Genomic DNA, 17,868 nt, shown 5'->3' with positions numbered 1-17,868 from the left:
GAATTTATGCGTACCAACTATTGTGGCTTAATCAGCGAACAATATTTAGACCAAACCGTTACTGTGAAAGGTTGGGTGCATCGCCGCCGCGACCACGGCGGTGTGATTTTTATCGACTTGCGCGACCGCGAAGGCATTGTGCAGGTGGTTATCGACCCTGATACTCCCGAAGCCTTCAAAACCGCCGATTCAGCCCGTAACGAATACGTGTTAAGCATTACCGGTAAAGTACGCAATCGCCCTGAAGGTACGGCCAACGATAAAATGATTTCCGGCAAGATTGAAATTTTGGCGAAAGAAATTGAGATTTTAAACACTGCCGCTACGCCTCCGTTCCAAATCGACGACGAAAACATCAGTGAAAACGTGCGCCTGACCAACCGCGTTATCGACCTGCGCCGCCCGCAAATGCAGCGCAACCTGCGCCTGCGCTACCAAGTAGCCATGGGCGTGCGTCGTTATTTGGATGCACAAGGCTTTATCGACATCGAAACGCCGATGCTGACCCGTTCCACTCCCGAAGGCGCGCGCGACTACCTCGTGCCCAGCCGCGTGCATCCGGGCGAGTTTTTCGCTTTGCCGCAATCTCCGCAACTGTTCAAACAACTGCTGATGGTGGCCGGTTTCGACCGTTATTACCAAATCACCAAATGCTTCCGCGATGAAGATTTGCGTGCCGACCGCCAGCCCGAATTCACCCAAATCGATATTGAAACCTCGTTCTTAAGCGAGAACGAAATCATGGACATCACCGAAGGCATGGCCAAACAGGTGTTCAAAGACGCATTGGGCGTGGAACTGGGCGATTTTCCGCGCATGCCGTTCTCCGAAGCCATGTTCTACTACGGTTCCGACAAACCCGATATGCGCGTGTCGCTCAAATTCACCGAGTTGACCGACCTGATGAAAACAGAAGAATTCAAAGTATTCCGTGCTGCAGCCGATATGAAAGGCGGCCGCGTGGTGGCTTTGCGCGTGCCGAACGGTGCGAAATTGAGCCGCAAAGACATTGACGAATACACCAAATTTGTCGGCATCTACGGCGCGAAAGGCTTGGCTTACATCAAAGTCAACGACGTGAGCAACATCACCAACGGCGAAGACAGCGGCCTGCAATCTCCGATTGTGAAATTCCTGTCTGAAAACTGCCTGAAAGAAATCATTGCCAAAACCGAAGCGCAAAACGGCGACATCATTTTCTTCGGTGCCGACAAAGCCAAGATTGTGAACGAAGCCATCGGCGCATTGCGTATCAAAGTCGGCCACGAACACGGCGCGGAAAACGGCTACTTCGTGGACGAGTGGAAACCGTTGTGGGTGGTTGATTTCCCGATGTTCGAATACGACGAAGAAAACGACCGCTATGCCGCTATGCACCATCCGTTTACTTCGCCGAAACAAGGCCATGAAGATTTGATGGAAAGCGATCCCGAAAACTGCTTGGCGCGTGCCTACGATATGGTGCTGAACGGTTGGGAAATCGGCGGCGGCTCTATCCGTATCCACCGTGCCGACATTCAGGAAAAAGTGTTTGCAGCTTTGAAAATCACTCCGGAAGAGCAGCAAAACAAATTCGGCTTCCTGCTGGACAACCTGAAATTCGGTGCGCCGCCGCACGGCGGTTTGGCATTCGGTTTAGACCGTTTGGTTACTTTGATGACCGGTGCCGAATCCATTCGCGACGTGATTGCTTTCCCGAAAACCCAGCGCGCTCAATGCTTGCTGACCAATGCGCCGAATGCGGTTGATGAAAAACAACTGCGCGAATTGAGCCTGCGCTTGCGTGCGAAAGCAACTGAAAGCAAAGAAGCATAAGATTCTTTAACTGAGAAACCAAAGGCCGTCTGAAAACTTTTCAGACGGCCTTTTCGATAAAAGCCGAGTCTCTTTAAAATCGGCTTACTATACGATATTTCAAAAGAGATTTAGCTATCCAAAATTTCTACTCAATCCAAAAAAACGTTTGCGGCAGCCCATTCGTTCCCGATAGCCCGCAGACTGCATTCCTCCGCGCCACATATAATTTCCCGTATAATCCAGGCCGTCTGAAACCTGAATCTGCCTTCTGCCGTGTCCACTCCGTTCGACTTAACCGTTTTTTTGAAAAATCTGCCGAATTTGCCGGGCGTTTACCGCATGCTCGACAAAAGCGGGCAGGTTTTGTACGTCGGCAAAGCGGTCAACCTGAAACGGAGGGTGTCGAGCTATTTTCAGAAAAGCGACCACTCTCCGCGCATCACCTTGATGGTGAAGCAGGTGCATTCGGTCGAAACCACCGTTACCCGTTCAGAAGCCGAAGCGCTGATTCTGGAAAACAATTTAATCAAAGCCTTATCGCCGAAATACAATATCCTTTTCCGCGACGACAAAAGCTATCCTTATCTGATGCTGAGCGGGCACGAGTTCCCGCAGATGGCCTATTACCGCGGCACGCTCAAAAAGCCCAACCAATATTTCGGCCCTTATCCAAACGGTTACGCCGTGCGCGACAGCATTCAGATTCTGCAAAAAGTATTCCGCCTGCGCACTTGTGAAGACAGCGTGTTCGAACACCGCGACCGCGCCTGCCTGCTGTATCAAATCAAACGCTGTTCCGGCCCGTGCGTCGGCCACATCACTTACGAAGACTACCAAGCCAGCGTGCGCGAAGCCGTTACCTTTCTCAACGGCAAAACCGGCGAACTCACCCAAACCCTGCACCACAAAATGAATCAGGCCGCCGCCGCACTGCAATTTGAAGAAGCCGCCCGCTACCGTGACCAAATCCAAGCGCTCGGGTTGGTGCAAAGCCAGCAGTTTATCGACAGCAAAAATCCCAACAATCCCAACGATATCGACCTGCTGGCGCTGGTGGTAGAGCAGGGCAGCGTGTGTATCCATTGGGTCAGCATCCGCGGCGGGCGGCATGTCGGCGACAAAAGTTTCTTTCCTGACGTGCGCAACGATCCCGAACCCAACGGGCAGGATTATGCCGAAGCCTTTGTCGCCCAACATTATTTAGGCCAAAGCAAGCCCGACATCATCATCAGCAACTTTACTTTGCCCGAAGTTCTTCAGACGGCCTTAAACGAAGAACACGGCAAGCAAATCCAATTCGTTACCAAAACCATAGGCGAGCGCAAAATCTGGCTGAACATGGCAGAGAAAAACGCCAAACTCGCCATTGCCCAACACCGCTTGCAGCACAGCAACCAGCAACACCGCATCGAAGAACTGGCACGCGTGTTAAACATGGATTCAGACGGCCTCCAACGTCTCGAATGCTTCGACATCAGCCATACGCAAGGCGAAGCCACTATCGCTTCCTGCGTCGTGTACGACGAGCAAAACATCCAACCGAGCCAGTACCGCCGCTACAACATCACCACCGCCAAAGCCGGCGACGACTACGCTGCCATGCGTGAAGTGCTTACCCGCCGCTATGGAAAAATGGCCGAAGCCGAAGCCAACGGCGAAACCGTCAAATGGCCCGATGCCGTCTTAATCGACGGTGGCAAAGGGCAGGTCGGTATGGCCGTAACCGTGTGGGAAGAACTCGGCCTGCACATCCCCATCATCGGTATTGCCAAAGGCCCCGAACGCAAAGCCGGCTTGGAAGAACTGATTTTGCCGTTCACAGGCGAAACCTTCCGCCTGCCGCCCAACAGCCCCGCCTTGCACCTACTGCAAACCGTGCGCGACGAATCCCACCGTTTTGCCATTACCGGCCACAGAAAAAAACGCGACAAAGCCCGGGTAAGCTCATCACTCAGCGAAATTCCCGGCGTAGGTGCCAAACGCCGCCAAGCCCTGCTCACCCGCTTCGGCGGCTTGCGCGGCGTAGTGGCGGCCAGCGTAGAAGACTTGGCACAAGTCGAAGGCATCAGCACCGCATTGGCCGAAAAAATTTACGAACATCTTCATTAAAGCAAACAGGCCAAGACCTTTGCAAAATTCCCCCCAATCCCCTAAATTCCCTCCCAAGACATTTAGGGGATTTTTCATGAGCACCTTCTTTCAGCAAACCGCCCAAGCCATGATTGCCAAACACATCGATCGCTTCCCCCTGTTGAAGCTGGAGCAGGTGATTGATTGGCAACCGATCGAACATTACCTCAACCATCAAAGAACCCGCTACCTTCGAGACCACCGCGGCCGTCCCGCCTATCCCCTGCTGTCCATGTTCAAAGCCGTTTTACTCGGCCAATGGCACAGCCTTTCCGATCCCGAACTCGAACACAGCCTCATTACCCGCATCGATTTCCATCTGTTTTGCCGTTTTGACGAACTGAGCATCCCCGATCACAGCACCTTATGCCGTTACCGCAACTGGCTGGCGCAAGACAACACCTTGGCCGAATTACTGGATCTGATTAACCGCCAACTGACTGACAAGGGTTTAAAAGTAGAGAAAGCATCCGCCGCCATCGTTGACGCTACCATTATTCAGACGGCCGGCGGCAAACAGCGTCAGGCCATAGAAGTGGATGACGAAGGGCGGGTCAACAGCCAAACCACACCGAGTAAAGACAGCGATGCCCGTTGGGTAAAGAAAGACGGCCGCTTCCATCTGGGTTACAAACAACATACCCGTACCGATGCGGAAGGCTATATTGAGAAACTGCACATCACTGCCGCCAATGCCCATGAGTGCAAACACCTGCTGCCTTTGTTGGAAGGCCTAGCCAAAGGCACGACTGTCTATGCCGATAAAGGCTACGACAGTATGGAAAACCGGCAACATCTGGAAGAACATCAGTTGCGGGACGGCATCATGTGCAAATCCCACCGCAACCGGCCGCTGACGGAAGCGCAAACCAAACGTAACCGACATTTATCAAAAACCCGTTATGTGGTCGAACAAAGCTTTGGTACGCTGCACCGTAAATTCTGCCATGCCCGGGCAACTTATTTTGGTCTGAGCAAAGTGAGTGCACAAAGCCACCTGAAAGCGATGTGTTTGAACCTGTTGAAAGCAGCCAATAGGCTACGTGCGCCTGTTGCCGTCTGAAAGGCAGCTCAGATACCCGGTTATCGGGTATTTGAGGAGAATTAAAGAGAGCATTGAAATAGAAAAACAGCCGAAACCCTGTGTTTTGGCCCCAGCTGTTGGGTATAGGGGCTATTTTGCAAAAGTCTCGGCCTTTAATCTAGAAAGTAACACTGAAAGGAAAAATGGCTCTAGAACCTTAATCCGGTTAATGAACTCACGATTTCCGGCTCTCTTCCACTTTCAATCGGGAGTCCAACACTCTAGATTGCTCGGTTTAAGCCCTGATTTCCCGCCGCCATTGCGTTAACAGCTGATGAAGTTGGGCTGCGTGCTCATGGCCGTTATCAATAGCACTCTGCAATAAACGGCAAGCCGTTTCAGCACTCTTCGGCGCACCATGACCATGATAATGCAGACAAGCCAAATTGTATTGCGCCACTGCATCCCCTTGGCTTGCCGCCTGTTCAAACCAATACGCAGCCTGCTCGGGGTCTGCATCCACACCCTGACCGTTGTAATACATCATGCCGAGATTGGTTTGTGCCTTGCGGTGGTCAAGCTCCGCAGCCTGCAAATAATATTTGCGGGCAAGCATGTAATCTTGCTGGCGGTCTAATCCGTAATGATAAGCGAACGCGGTTTGATAATCCTGATCAGACTTCTGAAACATCAAAGCAGCCTTTTTGGCTTCTTCGTATTCGCCCGCACGGGTCAGGGCCGTGTCGGCCAGCAATTTCTGATGCGCGACCATATCGCCCAACTCGGCTGCACGTTTATATTGTCTCGACGCCACATCACCATCTGCATCAATACCTAAACCGTAACGGAAAATATCGCCCAGCAAGCGTAATGCTTTCGGGTGATTGCGACGGGCTGCCGAAGAGGCATATTTGCGCGCTTTGCCATAATCGCGTTCAACAAAACGCCCTGTCAGATAAACCTCTGCCAAAGCTGCCTGCGCATCGGAGTCTCCAGCACCAGCCGCTTTTTCCAACCATTCGATAGCGTTGCTGTCTCCCAACTCCAACAACACCTCGCCCAATGAAGATTGCGCAGGCGGCATGTTTTGCAACGCGGCAGGCATAAAGTGTTCTGCTGCCTTGTGCAGATTCTTTTCCACATGCTGCCCGTAACGGTATTGATTACCCAACAACCAATGGGCAGCCACCAAGCCCTGCTCGGCAGCACGGGTAAGCAATTCATGAGCGCGAGCCAAATCCGGTGTCGGGCATTGCTGGTAATACTTGGCCAAATACAGCTGCGCCTCGGCATTACCTTGCTCTGCCGCCAATTCTGCCCAATGCACGGCTTGAGGATCTTTTTTATCGGCACAGTATTCAAGCAAACGGAGCTGGGCATGAAGAATACCCTGCTCCGCCAGTTCCGCATAAGCATTAATCTGCTCTTCAAACGGCTCTCCATTGGCCGCTCGGATTTGCAGCAGATTATAACGGGCATACAGATGGCCTTTTCCTGCGGCCTGTTCCAACCAATAATGTGCCGCCTCATAGTCAGGTCGGGCACCCGCACCGTTTAGCAGACAGCCTGCCAGCTGGAATGCAGCCTCGGTATGGCCCGCTTGGGCAGCTTCAAACAGCAAGGGAACGGCAGCGGCACAATTATTAGGGTCTTGCAGCAATAACTCATGCCCTTGTTGAAATAATGATTCAGGGGTCGTTTGGGTCATATTATTTTGCCGGTAAGAAACAGAAAATTACATTGTATAGCAAGAAAAGGATAACATGTTATTTTTAAAGGCATATAACATAAAAATATCCTTTGATGTTTTATGAATAAACCATATTTTAAGAATGCTATTTGTTTATAATTAAGCAGTTAGGATAAACATTCTGATTTATTTTTCCAAGCGTTTGAAATCGCGCGGACGGAAGCCCAAAGTTGCCAAAGCGGCAAAATACAGCGTTCCGCCCAACACAACCAAGCCTAAAAGTTGTGCAGCCTTCTGCCAACCTGATACCGCTTCCCACTTCAACGGCAGATAAGCTTGAGCGCCCCATAAGCCTGCGCCCATCACTGCCAACGCCAACACCAGCTTCAGCAGGAACACGCTCCAACCCGCGCCCGGCTTGTAAATATCATGTTTGCGCAGCAGAAAATACAGCAATCCGGCATTCAAACACGCACCCAAGCCAATTGCCAACGCCAAGCCGACATGTTGCAGCGGGCCGATAAAGACGAGGTTCATCAGCTGCGTACACACCAGCGTGAAAATTGCGATTTTTACCGGCGTTTTAATGTTTTGGCGTGCATAAAAACCGGGCGCCAACACTTTAATCATGATCAGACCCAACAGGCCGAAAGAATAAGCAATCAGCGCATTTTGCGTCATCACAGCATCGTTCAGAGTAAACTCTTTATACATAAATAATGTCGCCACCAGCGGAAACGACAATACCGCCAACCCCACGGCTGCGGGCATCGCCAGCAGCATACACAAGCGCAAACCCCAATCCAGCAAAGACGAAAATTCCTGCGGGTTTTCACTGGCCGCATGTTTCGACAAAGTGGGCAGCAGAATAGTGCCTAATGCCGCGCCCAGCACGCCAGCCGGAAGCTCCATCAAACGGTCGGCATAATACATCCACGACACACTGCCCGATTGCAGAAACGATGCGAAAATCGTGTTAACCACCAACGAAATTTGCGCCACACTCACACCCAGAATAGCGGGAGCCATTTGCTTCATCACGCGGTTGACTGCGGCATCTTTAAAATTCAGCTTGGGCAGTTTCAAAAAACCCAGCTTGGCCAACCACGGCAATTGAAAACCCAGCTGCAACACACCGCCGATAAATACAGCCCATGCAAGTGCCATCACGGGCGGGTCGAAATAAGGCACCAAAAACAGGGCAAAAACGATAAACGAAATATTCAGCAAGGTCGGTGTAACCGCGGGAATGCTGAATTTATGGTAAGTATTGAGAATCGAGCTGACAAAAGATGAGAGGGAAATCAACAAGATATACGGAAAAGTAACTCTCAGCAGATCTGCCGAAAGTTGAAACTTATCCGGATTCTTAGCAAAACCCGGAGCAGAAGCATAAATTACCCACGGCGCCGCCAAAATACCGATGGCCGTTACCACCACCAGCACAAACGACAACATGCCCGCCACATGACGGATAAACTCGCGTGTCGCTTCTTCCGAACGGGTTTGCCGGTATTCGGCCAAAATCGGCACAAACGCCTGCGCAAATGCACCTTCCGCAAAAATCCGCCGCAATAAATTCGGTAATTTAAAAGCGACAAAGAAAGCATCTGTCGCCATACCCGCACCAAAAGTACGCGCAATAATCGTATCGCGCACAAAACCGAGTATGCGCGACACCATGGTTAAACTGCCGACTTTAGCCAGCGCACCGAGTAAATTCATGGTTTGGTTCTTTAGAAAATAACGTAAGGTACCGACAGGCCGCCTGAACATAACATTTCAGACGGCCTGATACCTCATGACAATAGTCGGAGATAAATGCGGATCAAGTTAAGCATTCAAGCAGCAATCAATACAGAAAAGCCGCAAAAGATAGCTGCCACGCTAGGCATGAGGCCGTCTGAAAACAAACACAGCCGTTTGCTTATATGAAACAGCCAAAATTACAGCTTGATGCCGGCCCGGTCTTCCAGCACTTGGTCGATCAAACCATATTTTTGCGCTTCTTCCGCTGACATATAGTTATCACGGTCGGTGTCTCGCTCCACTTTTTCCAAATCCTGACCGGTATGTTTTGCCAGCAGACGGTTAAGCTTGTCTTTTAACTTCAACAGCTCACGTGCATGGATTTCGATATCGGAAGCCTGTCCGCCCAATCCGCCGCTGATTAAAGGCTGGTGAATCATCACACGGCTGTTGGGCAGGGCAAAGCGTTTGCCTTTGGCACCGGCAGAAAGCAGAAACGCACCCATGCTGGCGGCCTGACCCAAACACAGCGTAGATACATCGGGCTTGATGAAATTCATGGTGTCGTAAATCGACATACCGGCAGTCACCGAGCCGCCCGGTGAGTTGATATACAAGAAGATATCTTTATCGGGGTTTTCGCTTTCCAAAAACAGCAATTGTGCCACCACCAAATTGGCACTGTCGTCGTTCACAGGGCCGACCAAGAAAACGATACGCTCTTTCAAGAGGCGCGAATAAATGTCGAACGCGCGCTCGCCGCGACCGCTCTGCTCGATAACGGTAGGCACCAAATAGCCGTTATGAATATCGGGAATCATCATTACACTCCTTTTCAGGATATTCAGTAAAAAGCACCAAAGCGCGGAAGGCTGCTTCGGTGCTTGTTTGTCTTCAACCAAAAGTTTCAGACGGCCTTGTCAGCCGGGAAACCTTAAGCCTGCGCGCCCATCACTTCGTCAAACGACAATACTTTCTCGTTGACTTTGGCTTTGCCCAACACAAAATTCACTACGTTGGCTTCAACGGCCAAAGAAGTCGGGCCTTGCAGACGTTGTTTGTCGGCGAAGTACCAATCAATCACTTCTTGCGGATCTTCGTAGCTTTCGGCGAAGTCGCTTACCACGGCTTTAACCTGCTCTTCGGTCGGCTCCAGTTTATTGTCGTCAACCAGTTGGGCCAAAATCAAGCCCAAAGCCACGCGGCGTTCGGCCTGCTCTTTAAACATATCGGCAGGCAAGTCCAAATTGGCCGCATCTGCCATGCCTTGATTAACGAAGTTTTGTTTCATTTCATTAGCCAAACGCTCGGCTTCGTCGTTAACCAATGCTTTGGGCAGTTGGATGTCGGTCACTTTCAACAGCGCTTCCATCACGGCATCTTTGGTTTGGTTTTCAGTGCGGCGAGACACTTCGCGCGCTACGTTTTTACGCACTTCTTCACGCATTTTCGCCACGTCGCCGTCTTCGATACCCAAGGCTTTGGCAAACTGCTCGTCCACTTCGGGCAGAGTGGCTTCGGAAACGTTTTTCAGGCTGATGGTAAATACAGCGGTTTTACCGGCAACGTCTTTACCGTGATAGTCTTCAGGGAAGTTAACTTCCACATCTTTGCTTTCGCCTTCTTTCAAGCCCAATACGCCGGCTTCGAATTCAGGCAGCATTTGACCGTTGCCCAATACAAACGGATAGTTTTGCGCGCTGCCGCCGTCAAACGGCACACCGTCGATTTTACCTTCAAAGTCGATGATCACGCGGTCGCCGTTTTGCGCTTCACGCTCTACATGTTTGAAGCTGGTGCGTTGTTTACGCAGGATTTCGATGGTTTTATCTACTTCGGCATCGCCCACTTCAGCAGTTACTTTTTCTACTTCTTGTGCAGACAAATCGCCTACTTTCACTTCGGGGAATACTTCGAAAATCGCGGCGATTTTCAAAGCATCTTTATCTTCCTGCTCTTCAACGTTTTCAAAGCGGGGATAACCGGCTACTTTCAGATTTTGGGCAACGGCAACGTCGTAGAATGCTTTTTGAACCAGCTCGTTCAACACATCGTTTTGCACGCTCGCACCATACATAGAAGCAACCATTTTCAGCGGCGCTTTACCGGGACGGAAACCGTCGATTTTCACGCGGCGCTGGGTTTGCTGCAAGCGTTTGTCGGTTTCTGCATTGATTTCATTCCATGGCAGAGACAACACTACTTTGCGTTCCAGATTTTCCAAATTTTCTACAGTTACGCTCATCGTAAACCCTTACTATTATTTAAAAATTAATTTTTTCACACCCAAGAAGGCTTCCAAAACCGCCTGCCTGGAAAACATTCAGATAAAAATCAGTCGCAAATTATAGCATATATTCAGATGGCTATAAAATATGTATCAAGCCCCTGTCCTGCGCTTTTGTGATTGGCAATTTACGGCTAATTTCGGGCTAATCTTGGCTGCTTACAATCAAAAATACCCTGATTGTTCGCAAATGAAGGAATGTATGCCATGAAAAGATTATTAACGACTATCGGCGCCGCCGTGATTTTCCTCACCGCCGCATCCCCTGCTTTGGCAGCCAAATACATCTCATCGCAAAAAGCCGTTGCTGCGGCCAAGGCGCAAGTGAAAGGCCGGGTGGTCGATGTCGATTCCGAGCTCGACTCCCGCCGCCCGCATTACGATGTGGACATCATTTCCAAAGGCAGAAAATATGAATTGAAAGTGGATGCACGAACCGGAAAGGTTTACTCCAAACGCATCGACTACGACGATTAATCCGAGCGCCGCCATACGCAACAGGCCGTCTGAAAAGTTTCAGACGGCCTGTTTACGCTACAAATCAAACAACGAACGGTTAGCTCTCCAACTCGTCGCTCAAATAGACTTTCGCACCCGTATCGCGCGGCATTACCAAATTCATCACCAATGCCGCCACACCGCCCATACAGATTGGGTTTTGGAACAGCTCTTTAACCGGCAGCAACACAAACACTTCCGGCTTGAAACTCACGCCCAAACCCAAGCCGATAGACGTTGCCGCAATCACGGCTTCGCGGCGGTTGATGCCGTTAGTCATCATGATGCGCACGCCTGCAATCGCAATCAGGCCGAACATCAATACCATCGCGCCGCCGATTACCGGGCTGGGAATGGTGGTAAAGGCACGTCCGACAACCGGAAACAAACCGAGCAGCACCAAAATCGCGGCGATATATTTACCCACATGGCGCGAAGCCACGCCGGTCATTTGAATCACACCGTTGTTTTGCGCAAACGTGGTCAACGGCAGCGAACCGAGCGCAGTGGCAATCACCGACACCAAACCGTCGGCCAACACCCCGCCGCGCAAACGCTGTTGGAATTCGTCGCCTTCATAAGGCTCGCCGGACACCATCGCCGTAGCGGTCAAATCGCCCACCGCTTCAAAAATACTCAGCAAATACACCAAACCGGCCACCAGAAACGGCACCCACTGGAAATCAAAGCCGTATTTAAACGGCACCGACACGGTGATTACCGGCAAATCTTCCAGCACCGAAAAATCCACCATGCCCAAAAACAGAGCCACAATATAGCCCGCAATCATGCCCACCGCGATACCGCTCATGCGCAGCAACGGATTTTTCAACGCATTGAAAAACAGCACCACCGCCAACACAAACGCCGCCAAAGCAATGTTCTGCCAAGCGCCGAATGTGCCGTCGCTCAAAGCTGCAAACCCGCCGCCAAATTCGGTAATCGCCACACTGATCAAACTCAGGCCGATCATCATCACCACCACGCCGCTCACGGTCGGCGTAATCACTTTTTTCAGATAAGGCAGCAGCCAAGCGGAACCGGCCACCAAAAACGCGCCGACAAACGCCACGCCCAGCAGCGCCGAAACCATGGCATGTTCGTCCAACCCCTGCTCTTTCATACCCAAACCGAGCGAAATCATCACGCCGACAAATGAAAAGTTAACCAACTGAATCGACAGCAAGCCCGAACCGATCGGCCCGAAACGGTTTACCTGCAAATAAGTACCGATACCCGAAGCCACCATCGCCATCGACACCAAATAAGCCGTCATTTCGGGCGGCAGTTTGAGCGCACCGCCCACAATCAGCGCCGGTGTAATCATCGGCACGAAAATCGCCAGCAAGTGTGTGATAGCACTCAGCAGCGCATTGGCAAACGGCGGTTTGTCTTCCAAACGGTAAACCAAGTCGGGTTTATCTGTTTTCGGAGGCATAGAAACAGCCATAGCAGGGATTCCTTGTTATGTAATCAAACGATAAAATTTGTAAGCGCGGATTGTAAACAATTTCCCTCCCTACTTCAATTTTCATTCCGGCACTTACGTTTTAGAATCAGACCATTTCAGCATATAGGCATAACAATAGCGCTTTCAGGTATCGACGAAACCTTTTCAGACGGCCTCAAAAACCTTTGCAAACCTTTGCAGGCCGTCTGAAATCAGCATTTCACATCAATTCCAAAGTAAGCTACAATCAGCCAACTTTATACAGAACGTTTGAGAAATAAAGGTTTTAACATGTTAAAAGGCAGCTTGGTCGCTCTGGTTACCCCCATGAATCAGGACGGCAGCGTAAATTTCGACCAACTCAAAGCCCTGATTGATTGGCACATCGAAAGCGGTACAGATGCCATCGTAGCCGTAGGCACCACGGGCGAGAGTGCCACCCTTCCCGTAGAAGAGCATTTGGCCGTTATCGAAGCTACCGTCAAACACGTCAACAAACGCGTGCCGGTCGTTGCCGGTACGGGTGCCAACAACACCACCGAAGCCATCGAGCTTTCCAAAGCCGCCCAACAGCTGGGCGCAGACTACACCTTGTCTGTCGTACCCTACTACAACAAGCCCTCCCAAGAAGGCATTTACCGTCATTTCAAAGCCATTGCCGAAGCCGCCAGCATTCCCATGATTATCTACAACGTGCCCGGCCGCACCGTAGTCAACATGAGCGACGAAACCATCTTACGGCTGGCAGAAATCCCCAACATCATCGGCGTTAAAGAAGCCAGCGGCGACATCGGTCGCGAAACCGAGCTTATCAACCGCGTTCCCGAAGGCTTTGCCGTTTACTCCGGCGACGACCCCACCGCGATGGCCTTTATGCTCTGTGGTGGCGACGGCGTGATCAGCGTAGCCGCCAACGTAGCCCCCAAGCCTTTTGCCGACATGTGCAGAGCCGCCATTCAAGGCGATATCGCTACAGCCCGCGCCCTCAACAAACAACTTATCCCCGTTTATAACGTGATGTTCTGCGAACCCAGCCCCGCAGCTCCCAAATGGGCTTTGGCCGAATTAGGCAAATGCAGCCCTCATGTGCGCCTGCCTATTGTTGAACTTTCTTCAGACGGCCAAGACAAAGTACAAAATGCGCTCAAAGAAGCCAATTTGATTTAACCACAGGAATCGCAATATGAACCGAATGAAACCGGTAGTATTAACCCTCGCCCTCATCGGCCTCGCCGCTTGTTCCGGCAGCAAAGAACAACCCAAACTCGACTATCAAACCCAAAACCGAAAAGTAGTCAGCCTTGAAGTACCGCCCGATCTGACCAACCCCGATCAAGGCAACCTCTATCAAATTCCGGCAGGCACCGGTGCCGTACGCGCAAGTGACCTCAACCGCAATAAAGCCGTTCAACAACCCGCCGGCCAAGCCGTATTGCAAGGCGTAAAAGGCGTACATTTGGAGCGCGACGGCAGCCAACGCTGGCTCGTTGTTGAAGGAAAAGAACCTGCCGAAATCTGGCCCTTGCTGAAAGTATTCTGGCAAGAAAACGGTTTTGACATCAAATCCGAAGAACCTGCCATCGGCCAAATGGAAACCGAGTGGGCAGAAAACCGCGCCAAAATCCCGCAAGACGGCCTGCGCCGCCTGTTTGAAAAAGTCGGCCTCGGCGGCGTTTACTCCACCAGCGAGCGCGACAAATTCATCATCCGTATCGAGCGCGGCAGAAACGGCACCACAGATATCTTCTTCGCCCACAAAGGCTTGAAAGAAGTGTATGGCGACAAAAATAAAGACACCACCATGTGGCAGCCCCGCCCCAACGACCCCAATCTTGAAGCCGCCTTCCTTGCCCGCTTCATGCAATATCTCGGCGTAGATGCCCGCCAAGCAGAAAACGCCTTAGGTAAAAGCGTTACCCCCGTGCGCAACGCTGGCGAATTAGCCAAAATCGAAGGCAACAGCGTACTGCTCAGCGGCGACCATAACCGCAACTGGCGCCGCACCGCGCTGGCACTCGACCGCATCGGCTTGACCGTACTCGGTCAAAACGTACAAAGCCACGCATTCTTAGTACAACCCGCGCCACAGGAAGGCGAAGCCGTTGCCAACCAAAAGCCCGGCATTTTCAAACGCATTTTCGGTAAAGGCAAAAAGAACAACGCCGCCGCAAACACCGCCCAACCCGAGCTGATCGTACTTGCCGAACCCACAGCCAACGGCACACGCCTGCGTCTGCTGAATAAAGACGGCACTGCCTACCAAGGCCGCGACGCCTCCAATTGGCTGAGCCGCCTGCATACCGAATTGCGTTAAACGCCATTTTTATCCTAATAAAAAACAGCCCGAACAATGGGCTGTTTTTTTACAGACTTATTTAACCCTCTTATCCCAGCATACTCGGTTTCAACCCGGGCATCTTCCGGCATAGCCGGTTGTTGGAATCCCCGGAAAAGCCGCAAACATAACAAACGCATTCTTTTAAGTGGCTTGCCATGTAGTAATAAATAAAGGGATGTAGGGTATGAAAACCCTTAGAGTTTGAATTTAGCCAATTCTTCCAGCAAAGCCGGCCGGTGCGGTTTAATACTGTATTGAGCCTTTAACGCATCTACAAAGTTTGCGAACTGCGCACGGCAATGAGGATATTGTTTTTTCAGGATGTTCAAGCGTTTGACCAAAATAGAATAGTGTTTGCGATTCGCTCCCGGCATCTGAATAGAAGCAGCCAGTAACGACAGGTGGCATTCAAGCAAAGCCGCGTCATATGTTTTGGGAAACTTAGGGCTGTAATTTTCTAAAGTTGCGTATTCCTTTTTGCGCCGCAATAAATCCAGCAGCGGGTCGAACAGCCGCTCTTCCAACAACACCGGAGCCAAAATCCAATCTTTGTCTTGCAACCGTTGCACCAATTTATCTCTTTCAGACGGCCATTCTTCAGCAGAAAAGGTTTCTTTCCATATTCGGTAGTATTCCGGTGAAAAAGATTTATCCAAAGCCAGCTTTTCAGCCAGCATACGGATAGATTGCCCTGTGCGGCGGTAAACTTCCAGAAGCTGTTTTTCCCAAGCCGCTACCGTACCGTGGTTATTTTTGGCAAAAGCAATCCGAATGCCTTCTTGCAACAATTGTTCGGCCTTAGACCAGTTTTCGGTTTCAAAAGCCTGAGCAACCGCTATTTGACGAAATGAAACCAATTCGAGATTCTTTTCAAAATACTTTTGGGCTGCTTCGTCTTCCTTGGCTTTCAGCAACATCTGCCGCTTGGCATCTGAAAAAAATTCATACAACCAATCGTCCGGCCGGTATGCTGCAATCTTTGTCTCCAACCATGCCTGCCAGGCGGCAAATGCCTGTTGCCTTTCCCACTCGCGCGCACGGATAAGGTAAAGATCGGTGATATAATCACCAAAATCGGAATAGCGGCTATCATTCAAACAAACATCTACAAATTCAACCAATTGCGCCAATTTCGATTCAGAAGCATCCTGCCGCTCCAAAACCTGACCCAACAAATCGATGGCATAACACATGGTATCGCTTAATTCGCCCTCGGAATCATCTGAATATTCGATAGCATCAATCAACCGCCCCATCAGCAACGGCAAAATGCCCGCCAAAACCGAACCGCCGCGATTAGAGACGTCAGAGAGCCAATCTTGCAATTCACCAGCCAAATTAATAGCCGAGCTGTAATGATAATCGCCGCCATAAGCAGCAAAAATCTGCTGCACTTGGAAAGCGTATATCTGCTCGGATTCAGTTTTATCCGGTTCAAGCATCAACATCAAACGGTTGCGGATTTCCTGATCTTGCGCCAATACCGACAGCAAATTGCGCAAAAACGGTGCGTCCTGCTTTTCCAAAAGCGCGGTCAAATCCGGCGGGTTCGCAACATTATGCTTCCGCCCCTTCTCCAAGGCATACCATAAAGCCGCCATATGTTTGCAGGGGTAGTTACAGGGGCAATCGCAACCGCCTTCCACAATTCGGCCTTTGCCATCCAGCTGAAGCCATGCCTGATAAGGCTCGGAACCGGAAATCTCCGCTTGATAACGCTGCCGACCGTTATCATAAACCGCCCCGACACGGCGGTTTTGAAAATAATGCCAACCGCGCTCGGCAATACTTGGAGAAAATAATTCAGACTTTTTGAATTTAGCGTGCATGGATGAATAGTACCTTGTCGAGAAAAGTGCTTCGGCTTTGCATCATAAACAAAGCCTGAAACCTTGGCAAAACTCCCCCTATCCCCTGCCAAAACACGCGATCGATTGACCACCGGCCAAACATTACCCGAACCGTCAGAAAACCTATTATGTAGGAAAACTAAGCTTCAGTACGCTTCCCCGTAAATCCCGCCCTACCCGACAGCCTATTTTCGTCTGAAAGAAAAAACTAAACACCTATGATTTGGCTTCTGGGGAGAATAAAGGAGATATTGGAGTAAAAGATTACAGGCCGTCTGAAAACAACATTTCAGACGGCCTATCCCAACATACCAAACAACCCTATCAAGCAAAAGGCTGCAATTGCTCGTTGATTTCCGTGCGTGCCAGATTATTGGCGTAATTGCACAATGTCGCCAGCGCCACACCCAGCACCACTTCCAAAGCCTGCTGTTCGTTATACCCCGCATCAAAAAACGCCTGCAACTCGGCATCGCCTACATTGCCCTTATTCGCCATCACCGCTTGGGTCAACAAAGCCAAGCGGTTGAGTTTGGGGTCTGCCAAGGCCTGCGTGTTGCGCAAAGCCTCAATCGCCTGCGGGTCGAGCAAATTCTTTTTCGTACTCAAAGCAGTATGCCCCGCTTTGCAAAAACCGCATTCATTCAGCACCGCCGCCGTAATCTGCACCACCTCACGCTCGCCTGCGGTCAGGCTGGTGGTGGCATTCAGCGCACCTACTTCCTGATACATCGCCAAGGCCGCCGGCGCATTGGCCAATACGCCAATCAGATTCGGCAAAAAGCCGTTGTTTTTCAGAGCCGTTTCCACGCGGGCTTTTGCCGCCTCAGGCGCGGATTCCACACTATGCACAGTTAAACGGGCCATACGTTCCTCTCCGGTTATTTCGATTAAAAAAGCCATTCTAACAAGGCCGTCTGAAAGGCTGAAATAACCGTAAGTAATATCGAACAAAGGAAAAATTATATCTTGGCAGCGGTATCTGCTCAGATTGCGGGCAAGACAAGGCCGTCTGAAAATTTTGCAACAAGCATTTTCAGACGGCCTTAATTTCC

At 50.8% G+C, this 17,868-nt stretch carries 13 protein-coding genes; 6 read left to right on the top strand and 7 right to left on the bottom strand.

Annotated features, from left to right (window positions below):
- The first annotated feature begins 6 nt into the window (after positions 1 to 6).
- From aspS to LVJ85_RS11135, 3 genes are all read left to right on the top strand, one after another.
- Positions 7 to 1,815 (top strand): aspartate--tRNA ligase, encoded by a 1,809-nt coding sequence (aspS, locus tag LVJ85_RS11145; RefSeq protein WP_244739871.1) that lies wholly within the window; start codon positions 7 to 9, stop codon positions 1,813 to 1,815.
- Between the two features lie 255 nt (positions 1,816 to 2,070).
- Complete coding sequence (gene uvrC, locus LVJ85_RS11140; RefSeq protein ID WP_244739870.1) at positions 2,071 to 3,906, top strand: excinuclease ABC subunit UvrC; 1,836 nt, start codon at positions 2,071 to 2,073, stop codon at positions 3,904 to 3,906.
- 76 nt (positions 3,907 to 3,982) lie between these two features.
- On the top strand, positions 3,983 to 4,990 hold the full coding sequence (locus tag LVJ85_RS11135; RefSeq protein WP_244739869.1) for an IS5 family transposase: 1,008 nt from the start codon (positions 3,983 to 3,985) through the stop codon (positions 4,988 to 4,990).
- A gap of 256 nt (positions 4,991 to 5,246) precedes the next feature.
- On the opposite strand, the gene LVJ85_RS11130 is transcribed toward LVJ85_RS11135, so the two are convergent.
- The 4 genes from LVJ85_RS11130 to tig form a co-directional block, all read right to left on the bottom strand.
- Positions 5,247 to 6,659 carry a tetratricopeptide repeat protein gene (locus LVJ85_RS11130; protein ID WP_244739868.1) on the bottom strand — a complete coding sequence of 471 codons (1,413 nt, stop codon included), beginning with the start codon at positions 6,657 to 6,659 and terminating at the stop codon, positions 5,247 to 5,249.
- Positions 6,660 to 6,827: 168 nt separating this feature from the next.
- A complete protein-coding gene (murJ, locus tag LVJ85_RS11125; RefSeq protein WP_244739867.1) occupies positions 6,828 to 8,366 on the bottom strand; it encodes a murein biosynthesis integral membrane protein MurJ in 1,539 nt (512 codons plus the stop codon).
- Positions 8,367 to 8,587: 221 nt separating this feature from the next.
- Positions 8,588 to 9,211, bottom strand: coding sequence for an ATP-dependent Clp endopeptidase proteolytic subunit ClpP (clpP, locus tag LVJ85_RS11120; RefSeq protein WP_085364114.1), 624 nt, complete (start codon positions 9,209 to 9,211; stop codon positions 8,588 to 8,590).
- A 113-nt stretch (positions 9,212 to 9,324) separates the two neighbouring features.
- Positions 9,325 to 10,635 (bottom strand): trigger factor, encoded by a 1,311-nt coding sequence (gene tig, locus LVJ85_RS11115; protein ID WP_085364074.1) that lies wholly within the window; start codon positions 10,633 to 10,635, stop codon positions 9,325 to 9,327.
- 249 nt (positions 10,636 to 10,884) lie between these two features.
- Between tig and LVJ85_RS11110 the strand changes: the two genes are divergently transcribed.
- On the top strand, positions 10,885 to 11,154 hold the full coding sequence (locus LVJ85_RS11110) for a PepSY domain-containing protein (RefSeq protein WP_085364075.1): 270 nt from the start codon (positions 10,885 to 10,887) through the stop codon (positions 11,152 to 11,154).
- Between the two features lie 79 nt (positions 11,155 to 11,233).
- On the opposite strand, the gene LVJ85_RS11105 is transcribed toward LVJ85_RS11110, so the two are convergent.
- The gene (locus LVJ85_RS11105; protein WP_244739866.1) at positions 11,234 to 12,625 is read right to left on the bottom strand and encodes a nucleobase:cation symporter-2 family protein; all 1,392 of its coding nucleotides are present in this window, start codon (positions 12,623 to 12,625) and stop codon (positions 11,234 to 11,236) included.
- A gap of 291 nt (positions 12,626 to 12,916) precedes the next feature.
- Here LVJ85_RS11105 and dapA point away from each other — a divergent pair, with 291 nt between their 5' ends.
- Positions 12,917 to 13,792 (top strand): 4-hydroxy-tetrahydrodipicolinate synthase, encoded by an 876-nt coding sequence (gene dapA, locus LVJ85_RS11100; protein ID WP_244739865.1) that lies wholly within the window; start codon positions 12,917 to 12,919, stop codon positions 13,790 to 13,792.
- Between the two features lie 16 nt (positions 13,793 to 13,808).
- On the top strand, positions 13,809 to 14,939 hold the full coding sequence (bamC, locus tag LVJ85_RS11095) for an outer membrane protein assembly factor BamC (protein ID WP_244739864.1): 1,131 nt from the start codon (positions 13,809 to 13,811) through the stop codon (positions 14,937 to 14,939).
- Between the two features lie 218 nt (positions 14,940 to 15,157).
- Here bamC and LVJ85_RS11090 read toward each other — a convergent pair whose 3' ends face one another.
- Positions 15,158 to 16,792 carry an SWIM zinc finger domain-containing protein gene (locus LVJ85_RS11090; protein ID WP_244739863.1) on the bottom strand — a complete coding sequence of 545 codons (1,635 nt, stop codon included), beginning with the start codon at positions 16,790 to 16,792 and terminating at the stop codon, positions 15,158 to 15,160.
- Between the two features lie 345 nt (positions 16,793 to 17,137).
- Positions 17,138 to 17,680: a carboxymuconolactone decarboxylase family protein gene (locus LVJ85_RS11085; protein ID WP_244739862.1), complete on the bottom strand. Its 543-nt coding sequence runs from the start codon at positions 17,678 to 17,680 to the stop codon at positions 17,138 to 17,140.
- Positions 17,681 to 17,868 lie beyond the last annotated feature (188 nt).

The sequence above is a fragment of the Neisseria sp. Dent CA1/247 genome, from assembly GCF_022870825.1.
Classification (GTDB): domain Bacteria; phylum Pseudomonadota; class Gammaproteobacteria; order Burkholderiales; family Neisseriaceae; genus Neisseria; species Neisseria zoodegmatis.
The sequence above is the reverse complement of the archived record's forward strand: the minus strand, read 5'-3'. Positions and strand labels throughout refer to the sequence as shown.

Bases quoted from the DNA above. Each gene is read 5' to 3' on its own strand.
- aspS (WP_244739871.1), top strand. From the start codon at position 7: ATGCGTACCAACTATTGTGGCTTAATCAGCGAACAATATTTAGACCAA.
- LVJ85_RS11135 (WP_244739869.1), top strand. From the start codon at position 3,983: ATGAGCACCTTCTTTCAGCAAACCGCCCAAGCCATGATTGCCAAACAC.
- LVJ85_RS11130 (WP_244739868.1), bottom strand. From the start codon at position 6,659: ATGACCCAAACGACCCCTGAATCATTATTTCAACAAGGGCATGAGTTA.
- murJ (WP_244739867.1), bottom strand. From the start codon at position 8,366: ATGAATTTACTCGGTGCGCTGGCTAAAGTCGGCAGTTTAACCATGGTG.
- clpP (WP_085364114.1), bottom strand. From the start codon at position 9,211: ATGATTCCCGATATTCATAACGGCTATTTGGTGCCTACCGTTATCGAG.
- tig (WP_085364074.1), bottom strand. From the start codon at position 10,635: ATGAGCGTAACTGTAGAAAATTTGGAAAATCTGGAACGCAAAGTAGTG.
- LVJ85_RS11110 (WP_085364075.1), top strand. From the start codon at position 10,885: ATGAAAAGATTATTAACGACTATCGGCGCCGCCGTGATTTTCCTCACC.
- LVJ85_RS11105 (WP_244739866.1), bottom strand. From the start codon at position 12,625: ATGGCTGTTTCTATGCCTCCGAAAACAGATAAACCCGACTTGGTTTAC.
- dapA (WP_244739865.1), top strand. From the start codon at position 12,917: ATGTTAAAAGGCAGCTTGGTCGCTCTGGTTACCCCCATGAATCAGGAC.
- bamC (WP_244739864.1), top strand. From the start codon at position 13,809: ATGAACCGAATGAAACCGGTAGTATTAACCCTCGCCCTCATCGGCCTC.
- LVJ85_RS11090 (WP_244739863.1), bottom strand. From the start codon at position 16,792: ATGCACGCTAAATTCAAAAAGTCTGAATTATTTTCTCCAAGTATTGCC.
- LVJ85_RS11085 (WP_244739862.1), bottom strand. From the start codon at position 17,680: ATGGCCCGTTTAACTGTGCATAGTGTGGAATCCGCGCCTGAGGCGGCA.